Source organism: Methylobacterium sp. PvR107, from assembly GCF_017833295.1.
Classification (GTDB): domain Bacteria; phylum Pseudomonadota; class Alphaproteobacteria; order Rhizobiales; family Beijerinckiaceae; genus Methylobacterium.
The window spans coordinates 146,215-163,947 of the sequence record NZ_JAFIBW010000001.1; the positions used below are offsets into that span (position 1 = coordinate 146,215).

Annotated in this window: 19 protein-coding genes, 1 tRNA gene and 1 pseudogene; 13 read left to right on the forward strand and 8 right to left on the reverse strand. The window is 67.2% G+C overall.

Annotated features, from left to right (window positions below):
• The first annotated feature begins 422 nt into the window (after nt 1–422).
• The 4 genes and pseudogenes from JOE48_RS00600 to JOE48_RS00610 all read left to right on the forward strand — a co-directional run bounded on the left by JOE48_RS00600 (nt 423) and on the right by JOE48_RS00610 (nt 5,414).
• On the forward strand, nt 423–1,286 hold the full coding sequence (locus JOE48_RS00600; protein ID WP_210025912.1) for a phytanoyl-CoA dioxygenase family protein: 864 nt from the start codon (nt 423–425) through the stop codon (nt 1,284–1,286).
• Nucleotides 1,287–2,673: 1,387 nt separating this feature from the next.
• Nucleotides 2,674–2,916, forward strand: coding sequence for a DUF6894 family protein (locus tag JOE48_RS31135; RefSeq protein WP_409518546.1), 243 nt, complete (start codon nt 2,674–2,676; stop codon nt 2,914–2,916).
• A gap of 6 nt (nt 2,917–2,922) precedes the next feature.
• Nucleotides 2,923–3,129 (forward strand): annotated as a pseudogene (locus JOE48_RS30035) (IS3 family transposase); the annotation flags it as partial.
• Between the two features lie 647 nt (nt 3,130–3,776).
• Nucleotides 3,777–5,414 (forward strand): acyl-CoA synthetase, encoded by a 1,638-nt coding sequence (locus JOE48_RS00610; protein WP_210025916.1) that lies wholly within the window; start codon nt 3,777–3,779, stop codon nt 5,412–5,414.
• Nucleotides 5,415–5,479: 65 nt separating this feature from the next.
• Here JOE48_RS00610 and JOE48_RS00615 read toward each other — a convergent pair whose 3' ends face one another.
• Nucleotides 5,480–5,665, reverse strand: coding sequence for a hypothetical protein (locus JOE48_RS00615; RefSeq protein WP_210025918.1), 186 nt, complete (start codon nt 5,663–5,665; stop codon nt 5,480–5,482).
• Nucleotides 5,666–5,917: 252 nt separating this feature from the next.
• Here JOE48_RS00615 and JOE48_RS00620 point away from each other — a divergent pair, with 252 nt between their 5' ends.
• The gene (locus JOE48_RS00620) at nt 5,918–7,189 is read left to right on the forward strand and encodes an alpha/beta hydrolase (RefSeq protein ID WP_210025920.1); all 1,272 of its coding nucleotides are present in this window, start codon (nt 5,918–5,920) and stop codon (nt 7,187–7,189) included.
• Between the two features lie 317 nt (nt 7,190–7,506).
• Entirely contained in the window at nt 7,507–9,789 is a 2,283-nt protein-coding gene (locus JOE48_RS00625) for a TonB-dependent siderophore receptor (protein ID WP_210025922.1), read from the forward strand.
• A 310-nt stretch (nt 9,790–10,099) separates the two neighbouring features.
• Here the strand turns inward: JOE48_RS00625 and JOE48_RS00630 are convergent, their stop codons facing one another.
• The 3 genes from JOE48_RS00630 to JOE48_RS00640 form a co-directional block, all read right to left on the reverse strand.
• Complete coding sequence (locus JOE48_RS00630; protein ID WP_210025924.1) at nt 10,100–10,492, reverse strand: phage holin family protein; 393 nt, start codon at nt 10,490–10,492, stop codon at nt 10,100–10,102.
• Between the two features lie 78 nt (nt 10,493–10,570).
• A complete protein-coding gene (locus tag JOE48_RS00635) occupies nt 10,571–10,999 on the reverse strand; it encodes a hypothetical protein (protein ID WP_210025926.1) in 429 nt (142 codons plus the stop codon).
• Between the two features lie 70 nt (nt 11,000–11,069).
• Nucleotides 11,070–12,164, reverse strand: a complete 1,095-nt coding sequence (locus tag JOE48_RS00640) for an acyltransferase family protein (RefSeq protein ID WP_210025928.1) — start codon at nt 12,162–12,164, stop codon at nt 11,070–11,072.
• A gap of 174 nt (nt 12,165–12,338) precedes the next feature.
• Here JOE48_RS00640 and JOE48_RS00645 point away from each other — a divergent pair.
• From JOE48_RS00645 to JOE48_RS00675, 7 genes are all read left to right on the forward strand, one after another.
• Nucleotides 12,339–12,415: transfer RNA gene (locus tag JOE48_RS00645), tRNA-Arg, on the forward strand.
• Between the two features lie 138 nt (nt 12,416–12,553).
• On the forward strand, nt 12,554–13,300 hold the full coding sequence (locus JOE48_RS00650) for a transporter substrate-binding domain-containing protein (protein WP_210025930.1): 747 nt from the start codon (nt 12,554–12,556) through the stop codon (nt 13,298–13,300).
• Nucleotides 13,301–13,365: 65 nt separating this feature from the next.
• Nucleotides 13,366–13,548: a hypothetical protein gene (locus tag JOE48_RS00655; RefSeq protein ID WP_210025932.1), complete on the forward strand. Its 183-nt coding sequence runs from the start codon at nt 13,366–13,368 to the stop codon at nt 13,546–13,548.
• Between the two features lie 40 nt (nt 13,549–13,588).
• The gene (locus tag JOE48_RS00660) at nt 13,589–13,906 is read left to right on the forward strand and encodes a hypothetical protein (protein WP_312893035.1); all 318 of its coding nucleotides are present in this window, start codon (nt 13,589–13,591) and stop codon (nt 13,904–13,906) included.
• Between the two features lie 12 nt (nt 13,907–13,918).
• On the forward strand, nt 13,919–14,119 hold the full coding sequence (locus tag JOE48_RS00665; protein WP_210025934.1) for a hypothetical protein: 201 nt from the start codon (nt 13,919–13,921) through the stop codon (nt 14,117–14,119).
• 313 nt (nt 14,120–14,432) lie between these two features.
• A complete protein-coding gene (locus tag JOE48_RS00670; protein ID WP_210025936.1) occupies nt 14,433–14,609 on the forward strand; it encodes a hypothetical protein in 177 nt (58 codons plus the stop codon).
• A 271-nt stretch (nt 14,610–14,880) separates the two neighbouring features.
• Nucleotides 14,881–15,852, forward strand: coding sequence for an IS3 family transposase (locus tag JOE48_RS00675; protein WP_245252669.1), 972 nt, complete (start codon nt 14,881–14,883; stop codon nt 15,850–15,852).
• Nucleotides 15,853–15,946: 94 nt separating this feature from the next.
• Here JOE48_RS00675 and JOE48_RS00680 read toward each other — a convergent pair whose 3' ends face one another.
• The 4 genes from JOE48_RS00680 to JOE48_RS00695 all read right to left on the reverse strand — a co-directional run bounded on the left by JOE48_RS00680 (nt 15,947) and on the right by JOE48_RS00695 (nt 17,710).
• Nucleotides 15,947–16,396, reverse strand: coding sequence for a hypothetical protein (locus JOE48_RS00680; protein ID WP_210025938.1), 450 nt, complete (start codon nt 16,394–16,396; stop codon nt 15,947–15,949).
• A gap of 6 nt (nt 16,397–16,402) precedes the next feature.
• Nucleotides 16,403–16,738, reverse strand: a complete 336-nt coding sequence (locus JOE48_RS00685; RefSeq protein WP_210025940.1) for a flagellar protein FlgN — start codon at nt 16,736–16,738, stop codon at nt 16,403–16,405.
• Between the two features lie 35 nt (nt 16,739–16,773).
• Nucleotides 16,774–17,250 carry a rod-binding protein gene (locus JOE48_RS00690; RefSeq protein ID WP_210025942.1) on the reverse strand — a complete coding sequence of 159 codons (477 nt, stop codon included), beginning with the start codon at nt 17,248–17,250 and terminating at the stop codon, nt 16,774–16,776.
• 94 nt (nt 17,251–17,344) lie between these two features.
• Nucleotides 17,345–17,710 (reverse strand): hypothetical protein, encoded by a 366-nt coding sequence (locus JOE48_RS00695; RefSeq protein WP_210025944.1) that lies wholly within the window; start codon nt 17,708–17,710, stop codon nt 17,345–17,347.
• Between the last annotated feature and the right edge of the window lie 23 nt (nt 17,711–17,733).

Below are 17,733 nucleotides of genomic sequence, written 5' to 3' on the forward strand. Positions count from 1 at the left end.
ATCAATGAGCGGAAGACATCGTCTTGAAATGTAAGACGGTTTTCTATCAGTAAATATTCGAAATAATTATGTTCGAAGTCGGAATTTTGTGCTTCGGATGAGATAAGATCAAAAATTCATGCTATACGCGTGCCGAAAATCGGCCCATTGACGTGAAAATACAATAAAATTATCCGATTTTATACTTGGTCTAAAGTGAAAAATCCGGATCCGCAAGCTTGGCGTTTGAAGCAGATTTGACTTTTGTCAATCTGATAGGCCGGAGAATTGGCATAATCACGTTTAGGACGAAGCGATAATCCCGAAACGGATCCGACCGCGATCTCGCGACGTCGTACTTCATGGGACGGGTCGTGAATGGCGCCGCCATCACGGCCCCTGGCTCGGCTCAAGCAATTCCGAAGCGATCTGCAGGAGTGCACATGTCGTCGACATCGGCCGCGGTTCTGCCCCCGCCCTCGGGCCGTCAGCGCTTCGCACCGCTCTCGGCTTTCAACACGTTAGGCTTTGCCGGACCGTTCACGCTGCGTGACACGGCTCAGGTCGAGACCTTGCGCCGCTTCATCGAAAGTCACCGAGACCCCGGCGTCCTCGGCCGCATCCTGTCCAAAGCACGTCTGACCGGCGATCGCCGTCTTCAACAGGTCGACGGCCATCTGGCATTCCGCCCGCTCTACGATTTCGCCGTGCAGCCCCAGCTGCTCGATGACGTCGAGTCCATCCTCGGTCCCGACATCCTCCTCTGGAAAGGCCGGATCATCGTTCGGCAGCCCGGCAGCTCGGGGCAGGATTGGCACGTGGACTTCGACAACAAGATGGTCGGCGGCGTCCACATAACCTTCGCGGTCGCGCCGATGACAAGCGACAACGGGGCGCTGCAACTGATCCCGGGGACGCATCGCTACGAGGTCTCGCTGCACGAGAGTCAACGCAACGGTGCCTGCGACCTGCGCGACGCCGCCAGCATGCTCGCGCTCGCAGACGCCACGCATCCAGAGAACGCGCCGCACGAACTCGTCACGATGGAGCTTGAGCCAGGAGAGTACTTCCTGACGAAGGGCGGCCTCTGGCACGGCGTACCGCCGAACCACACCGTCGCGCCGCGTCCCGCCGTGCTATCGCGCTACATGACGCCGGACGTCGAGAGCCACATCTGGAGCCACGACGACTCCGCGCCCGTCGTCGTCAGCAAGCGGAGTCTGCCCTGCATCCTTGTGCGGGGCGAGGACAGCTTCCGGCTCAATCGCCTGCATGCGCCGCCGAGGCCGGCGGCGGGAAGAGCCTGACGCATCGCAACGCGGCGCGACGGAATGTCTGAACCGGCCGGACTCCAGCGCGACCATCGGACGATGAGGGCGGGCACGTCATCACCGGCCGGCGTCGGCCGGCGGCTGGGATCGTCCCGCCGCCCTGGAGGCCCCGGTCCGGTCCCGCAGGGGGCGGTCGCGCGACCCGCCGGCCACCAGGCACGCGCGAGCCTATCGGTTGTCGGTGCTCTGACCACAATCCGCTATGCGCTGACCCGGCGCGACGGCTCACCCGCAGCCGCAGAAGCGGCGGTTCCGCCTCGATCTGTTTCAGGATCGCGACGTTCCGAGGGGCTGGATATTTCTGTTGGGTGCGCCCAAGACAAGCATTGTCAGTCGCGGCTGGAAAGCGGAAGCCGTGAAAACTTGCGGGGGTGGTTGGCATCCCGTCTCATCCGGCCGTGCGCAGGCTGGGTGACCGACCGATATTATGGAAACTGTTCGGGTTGCGGGCGAGCGGCTGATGGCTACGGCACTTGTCTGTGCGTGGCCCAGGCATCTCATCCGGGACTGGAGAGCCACGCGCTCCAGCTCAGGGTGGGCGACCTCTTCGTTCAGCTCCATCGGTCCGAAGGCGCGCGTTTCCGGCCGCCCGCTCGGTTCTGCCCGCCATCTCGGCTGCCGGTGTGATCGAGAGCGATGTCGTGTCGCCGGCAGCGTGCACAGGCTCCTGACGAGCTGCGAACTGCGCTGCCGCCACACGGCGCGGGACGAGCGCCGTCAGCAGGGCAACACGGATCAGGATGCGGAAACATCGGCGGCCTTGGGGGGCACAGCCCTGAGCACGCGGACGGACGTTCCGCCGCCGCATCGCAGCCGTGGCGATCAGCCGGGTCCGGGCACGTCAGAGCGGGCATTCAGAGCGTCTCCCATGGGGTCGGGTTGCGGAGTTCTCCGCGCGGTGTGGCGCCGATTCGCCGAATCGCTTCGAGACAGGGGCTACGCAGGGCTCGGCCATCCGTGAGCGGCCATGATCGCTAGGGGGCGTGCCGTTCCGACATGTCTCCAGGTCGCGCAACAGGCCGCCGCGTCAACCGAAGCTGAGTGAAGCCACCCCGGGAGATCGCTCAGGAACACAGATCGAGGACCAGGGCCTCGATCTGCTTCTGATTTGACTGGCCTATCGCATCCAATAGGACCTTGCGTATGTGGACGCGAACCTTGTTGATGCTTGCGACATCGCAGGTTTCATCATTTATTGTCTTGGAGAGGATTGTCATGTCAGCACCTAAAAGCTATTGACAAACCTTGATCTTGCATCATGTTGCCGAAAGGCTTCTGAAAAGTAGGTTACCTTGTACCTTGGTGCAGGTTCGCGGGGCTTGATAAAAGTCGCCTTCAGCACATGCGATGGTCGGGGGCAGGGATGTTCAGACGTTTCTACTTCGACGTCGACAATGGACGGGAAACGGTTCGAGACGACCAGGGCGTCGAGGCTGAGGACCTGGAGCAAGCGTTGGCCGATGCCCGAACCGTCATCAGCGAAATAGCCGATGACCTGAAGGCCATCGATATGGATAGTCTCTGGACGCTCGTCGTACGTGACGAGACAGGATTGACGGTCGCGCATCTGCCACTCGGATTGTTCTCTCGATCACAGCAAGGATAGTTTTTCGCCAAGACGGGGACCGGCCTGTTCAAGGCGCAGGTCATCCACCGGCGCGGACCATGGCGCTCATTCGAAGCGGTCGCGTTCGCCACCGTCGAGTGGGTGGACGGGTTCGACGCCCGCCGACGGCTCGGACCGGTCGGCCACGTCCCTCCTGCCGACGCGGAGGCGCGCTCTGAGACCCGAGCCAAGATCTCAGCCCTGGCCGCCTGACCGGGACGCGGCGGCCTCCGGAAAGCCCGGCGCGATTCCCCTTCGACGGCTTGGCCGCTGTTTGCCCGACCCAGTGGTAAGGCCTCGTTAACCATGATCGCCCAGAGAGGTCTCACCAGCCCATCGCTGGCCTTCCACGCCCACGCGATCCTCCGCTCAACACGCGTGGGCGTGGAAGCAAACCGCCTCGACCGCCGCGGCCGGCTCTGGCCCGGGCCGGACGGGCGGCTGACACCGCGGCGGATCGCGGTGCAGACACGCGAAGCACGCGCTTGGTGTCCGCCAGCCCGGACGCGGCGATCTGCGGGTCGGAACCACCGGAGCAGTGACGGGCGCCGACCGCCCATGGCGCGCATGCAGTCCAGCCGTTCGGGGACAGCGTCACGCGCCTGCCCGGTGTGATCGCTTCGCACAGGAGGGCGCGCAGCGCGCGAGATCCGGCAGCGGTCGACGCCTTCCGATGTTTCGACGACGCGAGGCGATCCGCATCGGGCCTCGGTGCGTGCCGCGCATCGCTCGGCTTGAGGCCCGAAACAATGCCGGCTTCTCACGGCAAAAACGCGGACCGGGTTTCCGGAAGGAGCCTGATTGATCGCATCCGCACCGGCAAGCTACTGTCCCGGCAACACTTTGCCGGGAGGACGGGGATGGCCCGCGACACGATCTACGACCGCGACCTCGACCGCGTGCCGGCCAACCATCAGCCGCTGACTCCCCTGCTCTATCTCGAACGGGCCGCGCGGGTTTTCCCCGATCAGGTCGCCGTCACCCACGGCGCCCTGCGGCGGCCCTACCGCGACCTCTATGCCCGCGCGCGCCGTCTCGCCTCGGCGCTGGCGGCGCGCGGGATCGGCCGCGGCGACACGGTGGCGGCGCTGCTCGCCAACACCCCCGAGATGATCGAGTGCCACTACGGCGTGCCGATGACCGGGGCCGTGCTCAACACCCTCAACACCCGTCTCGACGCCGACGCGATCCGCTTCTGCCTGGAGCATGGCGAGGCCAAGGTGCTGATCACCGACCGCGAATTCGCCAAGACGGCCGCGGCGGCCCTCGGCGGCCTCGCGACGAAACCCTTCGTCATCGACGTCGACGACCCCGAATATGACGGCCCCGGCGTTCGCCTCGGCGAGACCGACTACGAGGCCTTCCTGGCCGGCGGCGACCCGGAGCACGACTGGAATCTGCCGGACGACGAGTGGGACGCGATCACGCTGAACTACACATCGGGCACCACGGGCGACCCGAAGGGCGTGGTCTACCACCACCGCGGCGCGGCCCTGCTGGCGCTCGGCAACGTCATCACGGGCGGGCTCGGCCAGCACCCGGTCTATCTCTGGACCCTGCCGATGTTCCACTGCAACGGCTGGTGCTTCCCCTGGACGCTGTCGATCGTGGCCGGCACCCATGTCTGCCTGCGGCAGGTGCGGGCCGAGGCGATGTACCGGCTGATGGATGAGCACGGGGTCACGCATCTCTGCGGCGCGCCGATCGTCATGCAGATGCTGATCAACGCCCCCGATGCCGAGCGCCGCGACCTGCCCCGGCGCGTCGCCTTCTTCACTGCCGCCGCGCCGCCGCCGGAAGCGGTGTTGGCCGGCATGTCGGAGGCCGGGTTCGACGTCACGCACCTCTACGGCCTGACCGAGAGCTACGGCCCGGCGGTGGTCAATGCCTGGCACGCCGACTGGGACGCGCTCGCGGCCGACCAGCGGGCGGCCCGGAAGGCCCGCCAGGGCGTGCGCTATCCGGTTCTGGAAGCGCTCGACGTCCGCGATCCGGAGACGCTGGAGCCGGTGCCCGCCGACGGGGCGACGATCGGCGAGGTGATGATGCGCGGCAACGTGGTGATGCGCGGCTATCTCAAGAATCCCGCCGCCACCCGGGCCGCCTTCAAGGGCGGCTGGTTCCGCACCGGCGACCTCGGGGTGAAGCACCCGGACGGCTACGTCCAGCTCAAGGACCGCTCGAAGGACATCATCATCTCGGGCGGTGAGAACATCTCGTCGATCGAGGTCGAGGACGCGCTGTTCAAGCATCCGGCGGTCGCCGCCGCCGCGGTGGTGGCCAAGCCCGATCCGAAATGGGGCGAGACGCCCTGCGCGTTCGTCGAGCTGAAGCCGGGCGCGACGCCCAGCGCCGACGAGCTGATCCAGTGGTGCCGGGGGCGGCTGGCCTCCTACAAGCTGCCGCGCCACGTCGTGTTCGGGGAATTGCCCAAGACTTCGACCGGCAAGGTTCAGAAATTCATCCTGCGCGCGCGGGCCCGGCAGGACGGGGCCTGATCCAGACGCCGTCCGCCAGCGCTGCGCGCCAGGACGGCCCCAGGCTTGGCAAACCGGCGGGCCGCTCAGGCCTGGGGCGGGGTCCGGCGGTCGGCGCGGACCGGCACGGGCACGGGCTTCAGCGCGGACCGGGCGTCGCGGAGGTCGGACACGATCTGGGCGAAGAACGCCTGGAACGACATCAGGCTGAACAGGGCGATGGATGCGACCAGGGCGGCGGAGACCAGGGTCTTGGCGGTAGCGGGGTCCACGGCGTGAGTCCTTGCTGGGTCTCGTCCCGGGCGATCCGGGCGAGAGGCGCCGCGCACGGCGCCGGTGTCCTCCCAAAGTGGGCGCGCCGCGACCGCGGCGCCAGCGTTGCCGTGGTCGCGCCTGGCATGCGCGTGGGTTCGGGCTCGTGCCGCGCGTCACGTGGCGTGACGGTGCAGCTTTCGAGGCTGGCCGCGCGTTGCGTTTCCCGCAATAAGCGCCCGCGCGGCGCAGGGCGCATCGGGAGAGACGGCATGGCCGGCAACGGCATCGCGAACGGCGCCCTCGCAGCGCTGCTCGCCGTTCAGGGGGCGATCCTGGCCGTGGGACCATCCCGGGCGCAGGGAATGGTTCCGGTCCAGGTCCCGGCGCCAACCCGGGCCGCGTCGCAGGCCGCGCCTCCGGGAACCGTCCCGGCACCGGCGCGGGAACCGGCCCAGCCGTCCGGTCTGGCACCGGACGAGCCGGTGACCCGGGCCGGCTACTTCTACATCGGCGGCCGCTACCAGAAGCTCGGCGACAAGACCGTGATGGTCGGCCAGATGTTCGTGCAGTCGCGCACACCGGCGCGGGTTACGCAACCCTACCCGCTGGTGATGGTGCATGGCCTCGCCCAGACCGGCGTGAACTTCCTCGCCACGGCGGACGGTCGCCCGGGCTGGGTGCAGTCTTTCGTCGAGAAGGGCTATCAGGTCTACGTGGTCGATCAGGTCGGGCGCGGGCGCTCGGGCACCAACCCGGAGGTCTACGGTCCCTATGACCGGCTCGGCAGCCGCAGCCTCGAGCGGACCCACACGGCACCGGAGATCTACGACCTCTACCCGCAGGCCAAGCTGCACACCCGGTGGCCGGGCGGGCCCGGCGTGCAGGGCAATGCCGGCTTCGATCAGTTCTTCGCCAGCCAGGTCCCGTTCCTCGCCAACAGCCAGCAGACCGAGGAACTGGTCGATCCCGCCCTGCTGGCGCTGCTGGACAAGGTCGGGCCGGCGATCCTGCTGACCCATGGCCAGGCGGCGCTGTTCGGCTGGGCGGTCTCGGATGCCCGCCCCGACCTCGTGAAGGCGCATGTCTCGGTCGAGCCGAGTGGGCCGCCCTTCTTCGACGTGCAGTTCCGTGGCGGCAAGGATTTCTGGGAGAAGGCCGGCGACGGCCGCGCCCGCGCCTACGGGCTGACCCGTATGCCGCTGACCTTCGATCCGCCCGTGAAGGCGCCGGAGGACCTGATCGTGGCGCAGCAGGCCAAGGCGGCGGACGGGCATGTGCGCTGCTGGCTGCAGGGCGAGCCCGCCCGGACCCTGCCGAACCTCGCGAAGGTTCCGACCGTGCTGGTCACCGCGGAGGCCTCCTTCCACGCCCCCTACGACACGTGCACGGAGGCGTTTCTGGCCCAGGCCGGCGCCAAGCCCGACGTGATCCGCCTCGCCGACCGGGATCTGCACGGCAACGGCCACATGATGATGCTGGAGACCAACAGCGACGCCGTGGCCGACATGCTGGCCGGCTGGATCGCCGGCCGTATGAAGTAACGCCGGGCTCTCCAACCGGAGCCCCGCCCGCGATCCACCCCCTGCCCCGAGGGCGGAGGCGCCGGGCTGCCCGGGCGCCCCGGTCCCGGTAGAGCGCGCCGTGCCGGCCGCGCCACCGAGGCGTGTCGCAGCAGCAACAGCCATCGCCTTCCGCGCGAAGGCCGCTTGCGGCCGCGCTTGGCTGGCCGTAGTCCGGGTGGGAGAAACGCTAATAATCACAGTAGTTTATCACAGTTCTAAACAGCACGGCAACCGCGTCGGTCCCGGATCCGGCGAACGCGACCGGCTGCCCGCGGCGTCGCACACGGCTAGGTACAATGAGAGTCGCTCACCCCCGTCCCGGCGCCGAGCGCCCCCCCCTGCGTCCCACCCTGCGCGCCCTTCTGGCCGGCGTCTCGCTCGCCATCCTGGCGCAGGCCGCCGCGAGCCCGGCGCTGGCGCAGGACGCCACGCCGCCGCGCCGCGGCGTCTCAGGCCCGCCGGCCGGGAGCAGCGTGCAGCTCGAGGAACTCAGCGTCGAGAGCCAGGGTGGCGCCGCCCCGGTCCCGGCGGCCCGGGCTGGAGCGGCCGCCCGCGCGGTGGAGAGCCCGACCGGGCCGATCGACGGCTTCGTGGCGAAGCGCTCGGCCACTGCGACCAAGACCAACACGCCGCTGATCGAGACGCCGCAATCGATCACCGTGGTCGGCCGCCAGCAGCTCGACACCCAGAACGCCCAGACCCTGACCCAGGCGACCCAGTACGTCGCCGGCACCTATGCGGGCACGTTCGGCGCCGACACGCGCCTCGATTTCTTCCAGCTGCGCGGCTTCGTGGTCAGCGATTACGGCCTCTACCTCAACGGCCTGCAGCTCCTGAACTACGGCTTCGCCTACAGCCGGGTGAACACGTTCGGGCTTGAGCGCATCGAGGTGCTGCGCGGCCCTGCCGCGATCCTGTTCGGCGCCGGCAATCCCGGTGGCCTGATCAACCAGATCAGCAAGCGCCCGACCGAGAACCCGTTCGGCTACATCGAGGTCGGCGGCGGCTCCTTCGACCAGCGCTACGCCGCCTTCGACGTCGGCGGCCCGGCCGACCGGGAGGGCCACTGGTTCACACGGCTCACCGGCTATGCCCGCAACGGCGGCACGCAGGTCCAGGGCGCGCCGGACGACAGCTACTCCATCGCCCCGGCCTTCACCTATAAGCCGGACGGGTCGACCAAGTTCACGGTGCTGTCGAGCTTCCAGCACGACAACACGGCGGTGACGGCGAACTTCCTGCCCTATTACGGCACGGCGCGGCCCACGGTGCTCGGCCTGCGCATCCCGCGCGCGCTGAACGTCGGCGATGCCGGCTTCAACACCTACCAGCGCGACCAGGCCTTCATCGGCTACGAGTTCGAGCACGTCTTCGACGACACCTGGGCGGTGCGCCAGAACGCCCGCTACGCCTACACGCAGAGCTATCAGAACTCGTATATCGGCCAGCTCGGCTACACCGACCCGCTCCAGACCCGGCTCGGCCGCTACCTGTTCCGGGACAACGCGAAGATCGCGCAGCTCGACGTCGACACCCAGGCCGAGGCCAGGTTTTCCGACGGCTTCTTCCGCCACGACTTCCTGATGGGCGTGGAGTACCGGAACTTCCAGATCCACGACAACCAGGCCTCGGGCTTCCCCGGCCCGGACCTCAACATCCTCGCGCCGATCTACGGCCCGCAGGCGGTCTCGGCCTCGCCCTACCTGATCAACGCCGACTCGTTCCAGCAGGTCGGCCTCTACTTCCAGGACCAGATCAAGCTCACCCCGGAGCTGACCCTGATCCTCGGCGGCCGCCAGGACTTCGTCCAGAACACCGTCTACGACCGCCTGAACCCGGCCAACACGAACGGCCGCAACGACAGCGCCTTCACCTACCGGGCGGCGGCGATCTACAATTTCGACTTCGGCCTCGCGCCCTACATCATGTACGCGACCTCGTTTCAGCCCGAGGTCGGCACCGACATCAACAACCGGGCCTTCAGGCCCGATACCGGCGATCAGGTCGAGGGCGGCATCAAGTTCGAGCCGCCCGGCCAGGGCTATTTCCTGACGCTGGCGGGCTTCGACATCCACCGCAACAACGTGCTCACCCCCAACCCGGTGAACACGATCTTCCAGACACAGGTCGGCGCGGTGCGCTCCACCGGCTTCGAGGCGCAGCTGGTGGCCAACGTCGCCGACGGCCTCAACCTCGTGGCGTCCTTCACCAAGCTCGATTTCACCACCGTGCGGGATGCCGATCCGCTGCGGGTCGGCAAGATTCCGGTCAACATCCCGCAGACCCAGGCCTCGCTGTTTGCCGACTACACCATCCCGTTCGGGTCGTGGCGCGGCTTCGGCTTCGGCGGCGGCGTGCGCTACGTCGGCAGCTCGTTCGCCGACGTGGCCAACACCCTGCGGGTGCCCGACTACGTGCTGTTCGACGCGCAGGTGCACTACGATTACGAGAACTGGCGCTTCCAGGTGAACGCCGCGAATATCGGCGACCGGCGCTACGTCGCCTCCTGCCAGTCGAACGTCTCGTGCTTCTACGGCGAGGCCCGGCGGGTACTGGCGAAGGTCAGCTACAAGTGGTGAGGCGGGGCGTATCGTCGTCCCGCCAGGGCCGGCTTCCGGGCGTCGCCCGCTGACGGTTGTCCGACCCAGGCCGTCCTCCCGAAGGATCGCCGCGCGGCGCAGGCCTCAAGGCGATCTCCGGGAACCGCCACGATGCCCGGGGTGCTCCTTGGGGATCCGCGCATGCGGGCACCCGGTGTGAGGGAACAAGCCCCAGAGCGATGCAGATCCTGCCGCGCTGGGCGCAAAACCGCTCATGTGGCACCGCAGAGATCGGGCACATGTCACTGTCGAAAAATGGCAAAACCGTTTCGTATGCAGTCTCGAAGCGTCACGCCCTGGTGGTCCGCGCGACCTCCCGGACGTCCCGCTTGACCTGCCGCCATGTCCGCCAGGGCTCCAGGTTCGAGAGCGCCATCCGGCGCGCTCCGAGCCAGCCGAGCAGGAGGGCTACGATCAGGAACGGTGCGGCGACGATCAGCGCCGCCGGCGCCTCGGAGCCGAGCGGCACCGCCAGCAGTTTCACCACGGCGTCGAGGCCGAGGAAGAAGATGACGATCAGCAGGATCGGGATGGTTCCGACGATGCCGATGAGCGACACGATCGCTCGGATATTGCCGTCGGTCTCGGTCCGCGCCAGCTGCAGCAGGGCCTCGATATGGGCTGTCCCGGCGCGCAGGGCCGCGACCAGCAGGGCCAGGGTTCCGTCGGGGTGTTGGCGCATCGTTCGGGCTCTTCCTCTCCGGCGCTGGACAGACCCGGGCCAACGGGGCCGCCGGCCGAAGCGTTCCGCCCCGGTGCCTCACAGCATCAGCAGCACGGCGCCCAGGATCACCAGCGTCGCGAGGCCTGCCAGCACGACGGCCCGGGTGGCGCCGTCGGCCTCGTCCGAAGCCCGGGCCGGTCCTGCGGCCTGAACCGGTGCCGGGTCCCGCGCCCCGGACGCCGCGGTGCCGGCCCCGTCCGTCAGCCGGACCGGGGGTGGCACCCCGGGATCCTGCGCCGGGAGGGTCAGCGCGGTCGCGACCGGCCGGTCCGTTGGCGGTCCGAAGGCCTCGGGTTCGACGCTGATTCCGGCCGCCTCGAGTTCCAGCATCACCAGGACCAGGTCGTCGACCGCCATGCGCTCCACCGGCAGCGTGGCCCGCAGGTCGTCCGCCGAGAGCTCCCCGCTGGCCCGTCCCAGGGCGATCAGCCGGTCGAGTGTCCCGCGATCGATGGTCTCCGACATGCCCGGCCCCCGTCGTGCCGCCCTGCCCGCCCACCGGTAACCCGCGAACAGCCCGCGGGTTACCGGCGCCTCAGCGGCCGAGCGCAGGCGCTGCCGGCACGGCTCCGCCGGCTCCCAGCCGGTTCGCGCCGCGCGAGCCCGGCCGATCCCCGAGCATCGGCCGCTCGATCAGGTACCAGCTCAGGATCCCGAGGGGGATGGCGGCCGCCAGTGCCAGGCCCGCCACCGTCCAGGGGGAGATCCCGGGGATGCGGGCGATCAGCAGGTTCTGAAGCGGCCAGGCGTAGAGGTAGAGCCCGTAGGAGGGATCGACCTGCGCGGTGGCGCGGCTGAGGGCGTTGGGGCGCACCGCGAAGGCGAACCAGAAGATCAGGTAGCCGCCGAGGATCGCGAAGGCCGGCTCGGCCAGCGGCCGGCTGAACATCAGCGGCAGGAGCAGCAGGGCGGCTGCGGCCGCGCCGCGCGGGGTATAGGCGATCCGGTCGGCGAACAGCCGGAAGGCGCCGCCGCAGGCGAACACGAAAGTGAGCCGGATCATCTCCGACAGGGAGCCGAGCGCGTCGCCCGGATGCGCGATGGGCAGGTAGAGCCAGCGCAGGGCCAGCAGCGCGCCGAGGCCTGCCATCAGGGCGAGGTAGCGCCCGCGCCGCCGCAGGGCGCGGGCCGTGCCGACGAGCCCGAGCAGCAGGTAGCAGCCGAACTCGCAGGGGATCGTCCACATCGCGCCGTTGAGCAGCGGATAGGGCAGCTCTGCGAAGGCGCCCGGCACGACCGGCATCAGCAGCAGCGACAGCCGGAGCAGGGTCTGCAGGGGCGAGGCCGCCGCGAGATCGCCGCCGCTCAACGGGGCGACGACCGCGATGCAGAGGAGCGAGGCCACCACGAAGGCCGGGTAGATTCGCCGCACCCGCCGCAGCACGAAATCGCCGAAGGAGCGCTTGGCGCAGTAGCTCGCGGTGATCAGGTAGCCGCTCACCAGGAAGAACCCGTCGACCGCGACCTCGCCGAGCGACAGGGTGCCGAAGACCTGCGTGAGCAACTCGCGCGAGCGATCGCCGTCCACCAGTTCGGGGGCGTGGGCGAGGATCACCAGAACCGCGAACAGGAGACGCAGCGATCCGAAATTGTTCGCCCTCCGCTCCGGGCCGCCTACCGCCTCCGCCACCTGTATCCGCTCCACGATCTCTCTGACGGCGACCAGGGGCCGGAAAACACGGCGCGAAGGCAAGGGCCCCGGGGCAACACCGATGCCGGATCTGCGCTGTCCTGTCGGCGGAGCACGACGGCATCGCCGCCGTTGCGCCGGCGCCGCCGTTGGGCTAGGGAATAGCCACGGCCTGCACCCGTAGCTCAGCTGGATAGAGCGTTGCCCTCCGAAGGCAAAGGTCACACGTTCGAATCGTGTCGGGTGCGCCAGTCTTCTCAATGACTTAGCAGGGGCAAGCCCTGATGCAGGGATCGCGGGTGTCACCAAGGTGTCACCGCGAGAGCCCTCCAGCGCGTTCCCTGCCGTGGGCTCGCTCGCTTCTATCCACCGCAGCGATTTTCGCCAGCATGACGCTTTCCAGCCACGCTCAGGACGCAGCCGTCAAAGCCGAGTTGGCCCCGACGGGTACGCTGCGGGTCGGCCTCATCGAGGCGCCGACCGCCGGCTTGATCTTCGTCCGCCGCCTAGAAGACGGCACGCCGGACGGCGTCACGGCTGACCTGAGTGCCGATCTCGCAGGGCGGCTTGATCTCCCACGGGCCGTCACTCTGTTCCCGAACTCCGGCGCTGCGGCCGCCGCGCTCCAGGCCGAGACCATCGACGTGAGCTTCATGCCGGTCGACGCGGCGCGGCGGCAGGTGCTCGATTTCGGGCCGGGATACTACGATCTGGAGAGCACCTACCTGGTTGGCGGCGCCTCCGGCATCACCGATGTGACGCAGGTAGACAGGCCGGGGCTCCGGGTCCTGGCGATCGACGGCACCACGACGTTCCGCGCCTCCGCCCGCACCCTGACGCATACGCAGCCCGTCGCGATTCCCTCCGTGGCCGAGGCCGTGGATCGCATGCGCACCGGGCAGGCGGATGCCTTCGCCCTCTCACGCGACACGCTTCGACCAATCGTCGAGCAGGTCCCGGGCTCTCGGATCGTCAGCGGCGGCTTCCAGCAGACGCAGGTCGCCGTCGCCGTCCCGCGAGGCCGCCCGGGCGCCCTCGCCTACGTCACGGCGTGGCTGGACGAGGCGAAACGCGCCGGCGTCGTCCGCCGGATCTTCGATGCCCGCGGCTTCCGCGACGACGCGGTCGCGCATTAACCGGCACGCCGACCAGGTCGCCGCGGTAGCGCGACGGTCAGAGGGAGCGAACCGAGGAATATCGTATGGCAGACAGCCACAGCAAACAGCGCATCCAGGCTGAGGCGGCTTTCGCGAAAATGCAGGATCGTTCCGGCGGCCGGGTCCCTAATCAGCCGGCAGTCAGTGCTGCGGATCAGAATACCGCACGCCTGAAGGCTGCGCGCCTTGAACGAGATGCCGCCAAGGCCGGGTCGAAAATGCAATGACGCGCGAGGATGGATGCGAGGCCCTCGCCGAGCACCTGAAGTGAGCGAGGCCGGCGGTCAGCCCAACAAGATGGCTGAGGTCGCTGGGCTGGCCGCAGCGATCGCCGGTCGCATCCTCGAACTGCACGAGGCGGGCACATCGATCCCGCCGGAACAGTTCACCATGCTGATCCGTGCGGCCCGGATGCTTCTCGACAACGGCGTGCCATGGCCGCCTTCGGTGGAACACCTCGTGATGGAGGTCGCTAAGCGGGTCGAAGAAGCCAAGGCGGCATCCGTAGGCGCCGAGGCCGGATCCAAGGGCGACGATGTCGTGGTGAGCCTGACACGAGGGCTCAGCCCGAGGAAGCGATCCTGAGAGAACGAGCCGATGTCGATCCCGAACATGGTCCTGTTCGTTCTGGCTCTGCTCGCCACCCTTGAGATGGCGGTGCGCTGGTCTCACCGGCAGCTATCCTGGCGGGATCCGCTATGCGGAGGTGCCGGCACGTTGATGCTTACAGAGCAGCTTGAGGAGCCGGCGGTCCGCCGCCAAATTGATTCCGGCCTGAGCTTGGCAAGAAAATCTTAGAGAAAGCGACGGTCGTAAACTGGGTGGGCCAACACCATCTATATCACTCAGATGATGGTGGGTTTTTCGCGATGTCCAATGTGCCGTTTAATCTCCGCGGTCAACTGGTGACGCCGAGTTCCAGAGAAGAAATTTCAGAAGCAAATGCTCAGACTATTCGTGACGAGGCCGAGGCGAAGCGAGTTAATTTCGACGAGCGAACCATGAGTCTCAGAACATTGCGGTTGGCGCGAGATGCGGACTTCAAGGAGAGCAACACGGTTCGCAGGGCAGGACCGCGCGCGGCACCGCGAGGATCAAAAGGAGGGGCAGCATGCTAAGTCCGGTTGATGCGTTAAAAACACTCCGCGACGAGATGGTGATGAATCGCCGAAAACTCGTAGATCAGCAGGACAGTATTCAAAATGTGCAGGCCGAGATCGAAGCTATAGATCGCGCCATCGCGGACGAGGAGGCTATCAGTAGGGATATCGGCTCCAAAGCTACTTAATCCTAGCGGAGGCGTGGCCGGGCGAGCGGGCTGCTCCCCCCGTGGTTGCGCGCAACCTCGCGCAAGAAATTGAGGTGACGTACTATCGCTGGCGCATAGAATACCGCAGCCTGAAGTCGGATCAAGTGAAGCGGACGAATCATCTTGAGACGGAGAAGCAACGGCTCCGGAGAGTCATTGCAGATCTGACCCTGGACAAGCTGATCTTGCAGGAGGCGTCTCGGGGAAACTTCTGAGCCCCTCGCGCCGTCGCGCCTGTGTCGAACACATCATGCTGACGATGGACGTCTCCGAGCGTCGCGCCTGCCGGGCGCTCGGTCAGCATCGCTCGACACAGCGCAAGGTGCCGCGGGGGCGCGACGACGAAGAGGCGCGGACGGCCGACCTCGTGGCGTTGGCCGAGAAGTACGGGCGCTACGGCTACCGAAAGATCAGCGCCTTGCTGAAGGCGGCCGGTTGGTTCGTCAACGACAAACGCGTCGAGCGGATCTGGCGGCGCGAGGGCCTGAAGGTCCCGTCCCGGCCAAGCAGCCCAAACGAGGGCGGATCTGGGACAACGACGGCGCCTGCATCCGTCTTCGCCCGGAATTACCGCAATCACGTGTGGTCGTACGACTTCGTCGAGGCCCGCACGCATGACGGACGCAAGATCCGGATGCTCGACGTGGTCGACGCGTTCACACATGCATGCTTGGCGATCCGGGCCGCACGCAAGCTCAAGGCGATCAACGTGCTCTCAGATCTGTTCATCCTGCGTGGCGTACCGGGCCACATCCGCTCGGATAACGGGCCGGAGTTCGTCGCGAAAGCTGTCCGAGCTTGGATCACCGGCGTCGGAGCCAAGACCGCCTATATCACTTCTGGCTCACCGTGGGAGAATGGCTACGTCGAACGCTTCAACGCGCGGCTTCGCGACGAACTGCTCAACGGTGAGATCTTCTATACACTCACGGAGGCGCAGGTCGTCATCGAAAACTGGAGACGACACGACAACACCGTGCGCCCGCACGCCTCGCTGGGATACCGCCCGCCGGCACCGGACGTGTACATGCCAGCCTTCACCGCTTGGCGGGCTGCGCTTACCCGACCGACTCCGCCGGCCAAGCAATCTGTGGTGAAGCGACTCGACCCTTGGACCACCCCGTGGGGGCCGATCAGGCCGTTATCGCAGGTGGGGCGGACGCGACATCAGCATTCCGCAGCCCTCGTACTGGACAAGCGGCAGGACTCATTCCCCGCTTGATTGCGCAGACGGAGTGAGGTTGGCAGAAATATTTATCCGTTACCGTTATCGAAATTGTCAGAACAGTACGGACGTCTTCTTATTAGAGATGGCTTTAGCTGCGGATATCTTTCTTCGTCACGAAGTTGAAATTCTCGACCATAACGTCCTTGACGATCTCGGAACCCAGCCGCTCATTGACCCGGTGCTTGACCTCGTCGAGGCGCTTGTTGATGTCGTATTTCTTGAGATTGCGGAAGTCGAGGTCACCGTCGGCATAGATCTGGCGGAACGCCTCATCCATGACGAACGGCGCGGGTGTCACGCCCGCACCTTTGATCAGATGCGCCTCGGCCGTGAAGATGATTGTGGCGAGGATGTAGCCCTGAACGCTGCCTTCGGCAATGATCGGGATGTTGAGCGGTCGCAGCTTCTGATAGCTCAGTCCCTCCAGGTACTCCTCGGCCCTCGGCCGCGGCAGGTCGGGCATCCAGGTGATCACCGCGTAGCTGGACAGCACCGTGATCGTGCAGATCCAGAGACCGGTGAGGACGATTCGGGTCACGCGCGGTCACTCCTGATAGCGTAGGGCGGCCGAGTAGGTGCCATCGGATTCCGCGCTCTGGATCATGGTCGAGACGATATCCGAGACCTCCTGCATGGCGCGCAGGTGGATGCCCAGGAGTTCGTGATTGCGCCGGAGCTTGGCGCGGACCCGTTCCAAGCCGTCGATCTCCGCGGGATTGAGAGCCGTCGCGTCGATAGCCCGTCCGAGACGTGCGAGCTCCACCAGGCTCTGGCTCTTGCGGCGGTTGAACTCATCCTGATCCCGCAGGTCGTGCACCGTCAGCGCGGCGGTCTCGGCTTCGATTGTGGCCTCGAGGCGATTGAGGGTCGAGAGCAGCATGATCCTTGTCCGTTGAACGAGGCCGGCGGGCCGGTCTAGACCGTCGGCGTCCGGGTGGCGTGCGTCGCATCGCCGGTCTCAGGATGCGCGGCGTCGATCATCCGGGCGATGCCGATGCCGCCGGACTTGGCGAGCTGGGCGCCGAGCTGCTCGGCCAGCATCGACTTCCAGATTGAACCGGCGTTGCCCTTGCCGAAGACCGCCGAAGCCTCTTGAGGAAGCATGGATTCGACAAAGGTCTGCAGGACGAAGGCCTCGAATTGCTGGGCCGGGCTCCCCTTCGCTCGTGGCGCCGGAAGCGTTGCGGCGGTCCGGAAACGGGTCAGCACGGCGTCGGCGCTCGGCTGCGGCGCGACCGGGACGCCGGTCCGAAGACTTGAGGCGGTGCCCAGCGCAGCCGCGAAATCCCCGGAGGCGGCCTGCGTGAGCTTGGTCACGGCCGCCTGATAGCGGGTCGGATCGGCGGCGCGCGCCACGTCGAGGACGATATCGGAAGGTGGTTGGACGCTCACAGCGCGCTCGTATTCAGAGGGGCCTGGCCGCGACAGGTCTGATCCTCGGATCCGGCCGAATCCGTCGCGGTTGCGGACAAGCTCAGTTCGCCCGCTAAGCTAACTGGCCTGGCTGACCGGAGGCTTGCCTCGCGGGATCGGTGAGGCGGTCGAGCTGCTCGGCCCAATCGCGCTTCTCCAGGCGGTGCCGGTGCTCGTCTTCGAGGCGGCCGGCCCATGACGCGGTGCGCTTGTGCCGGCTGGCCCGGTCGCGAAGCTGCTGCGCGGAGATGTCCCGCTCCCCGCGCAGGTCCTGCGCCGCGACCGCGAGGGCCTTTAGGCGGCCGACCGACGTGGCGCGGATCGGCTCGTGGAAGGCCGAAGCCTCGTTGAGCGCGCGAATCAGGTCTTCCTGGGCCCTGTCGGCCGCCCGGACTTGCTGCTCCAAGGCGGCCAGTTCCCGCTCTGCGAGCCGGTGCATGCGTTCCTGCAGGCGAAGGAGCC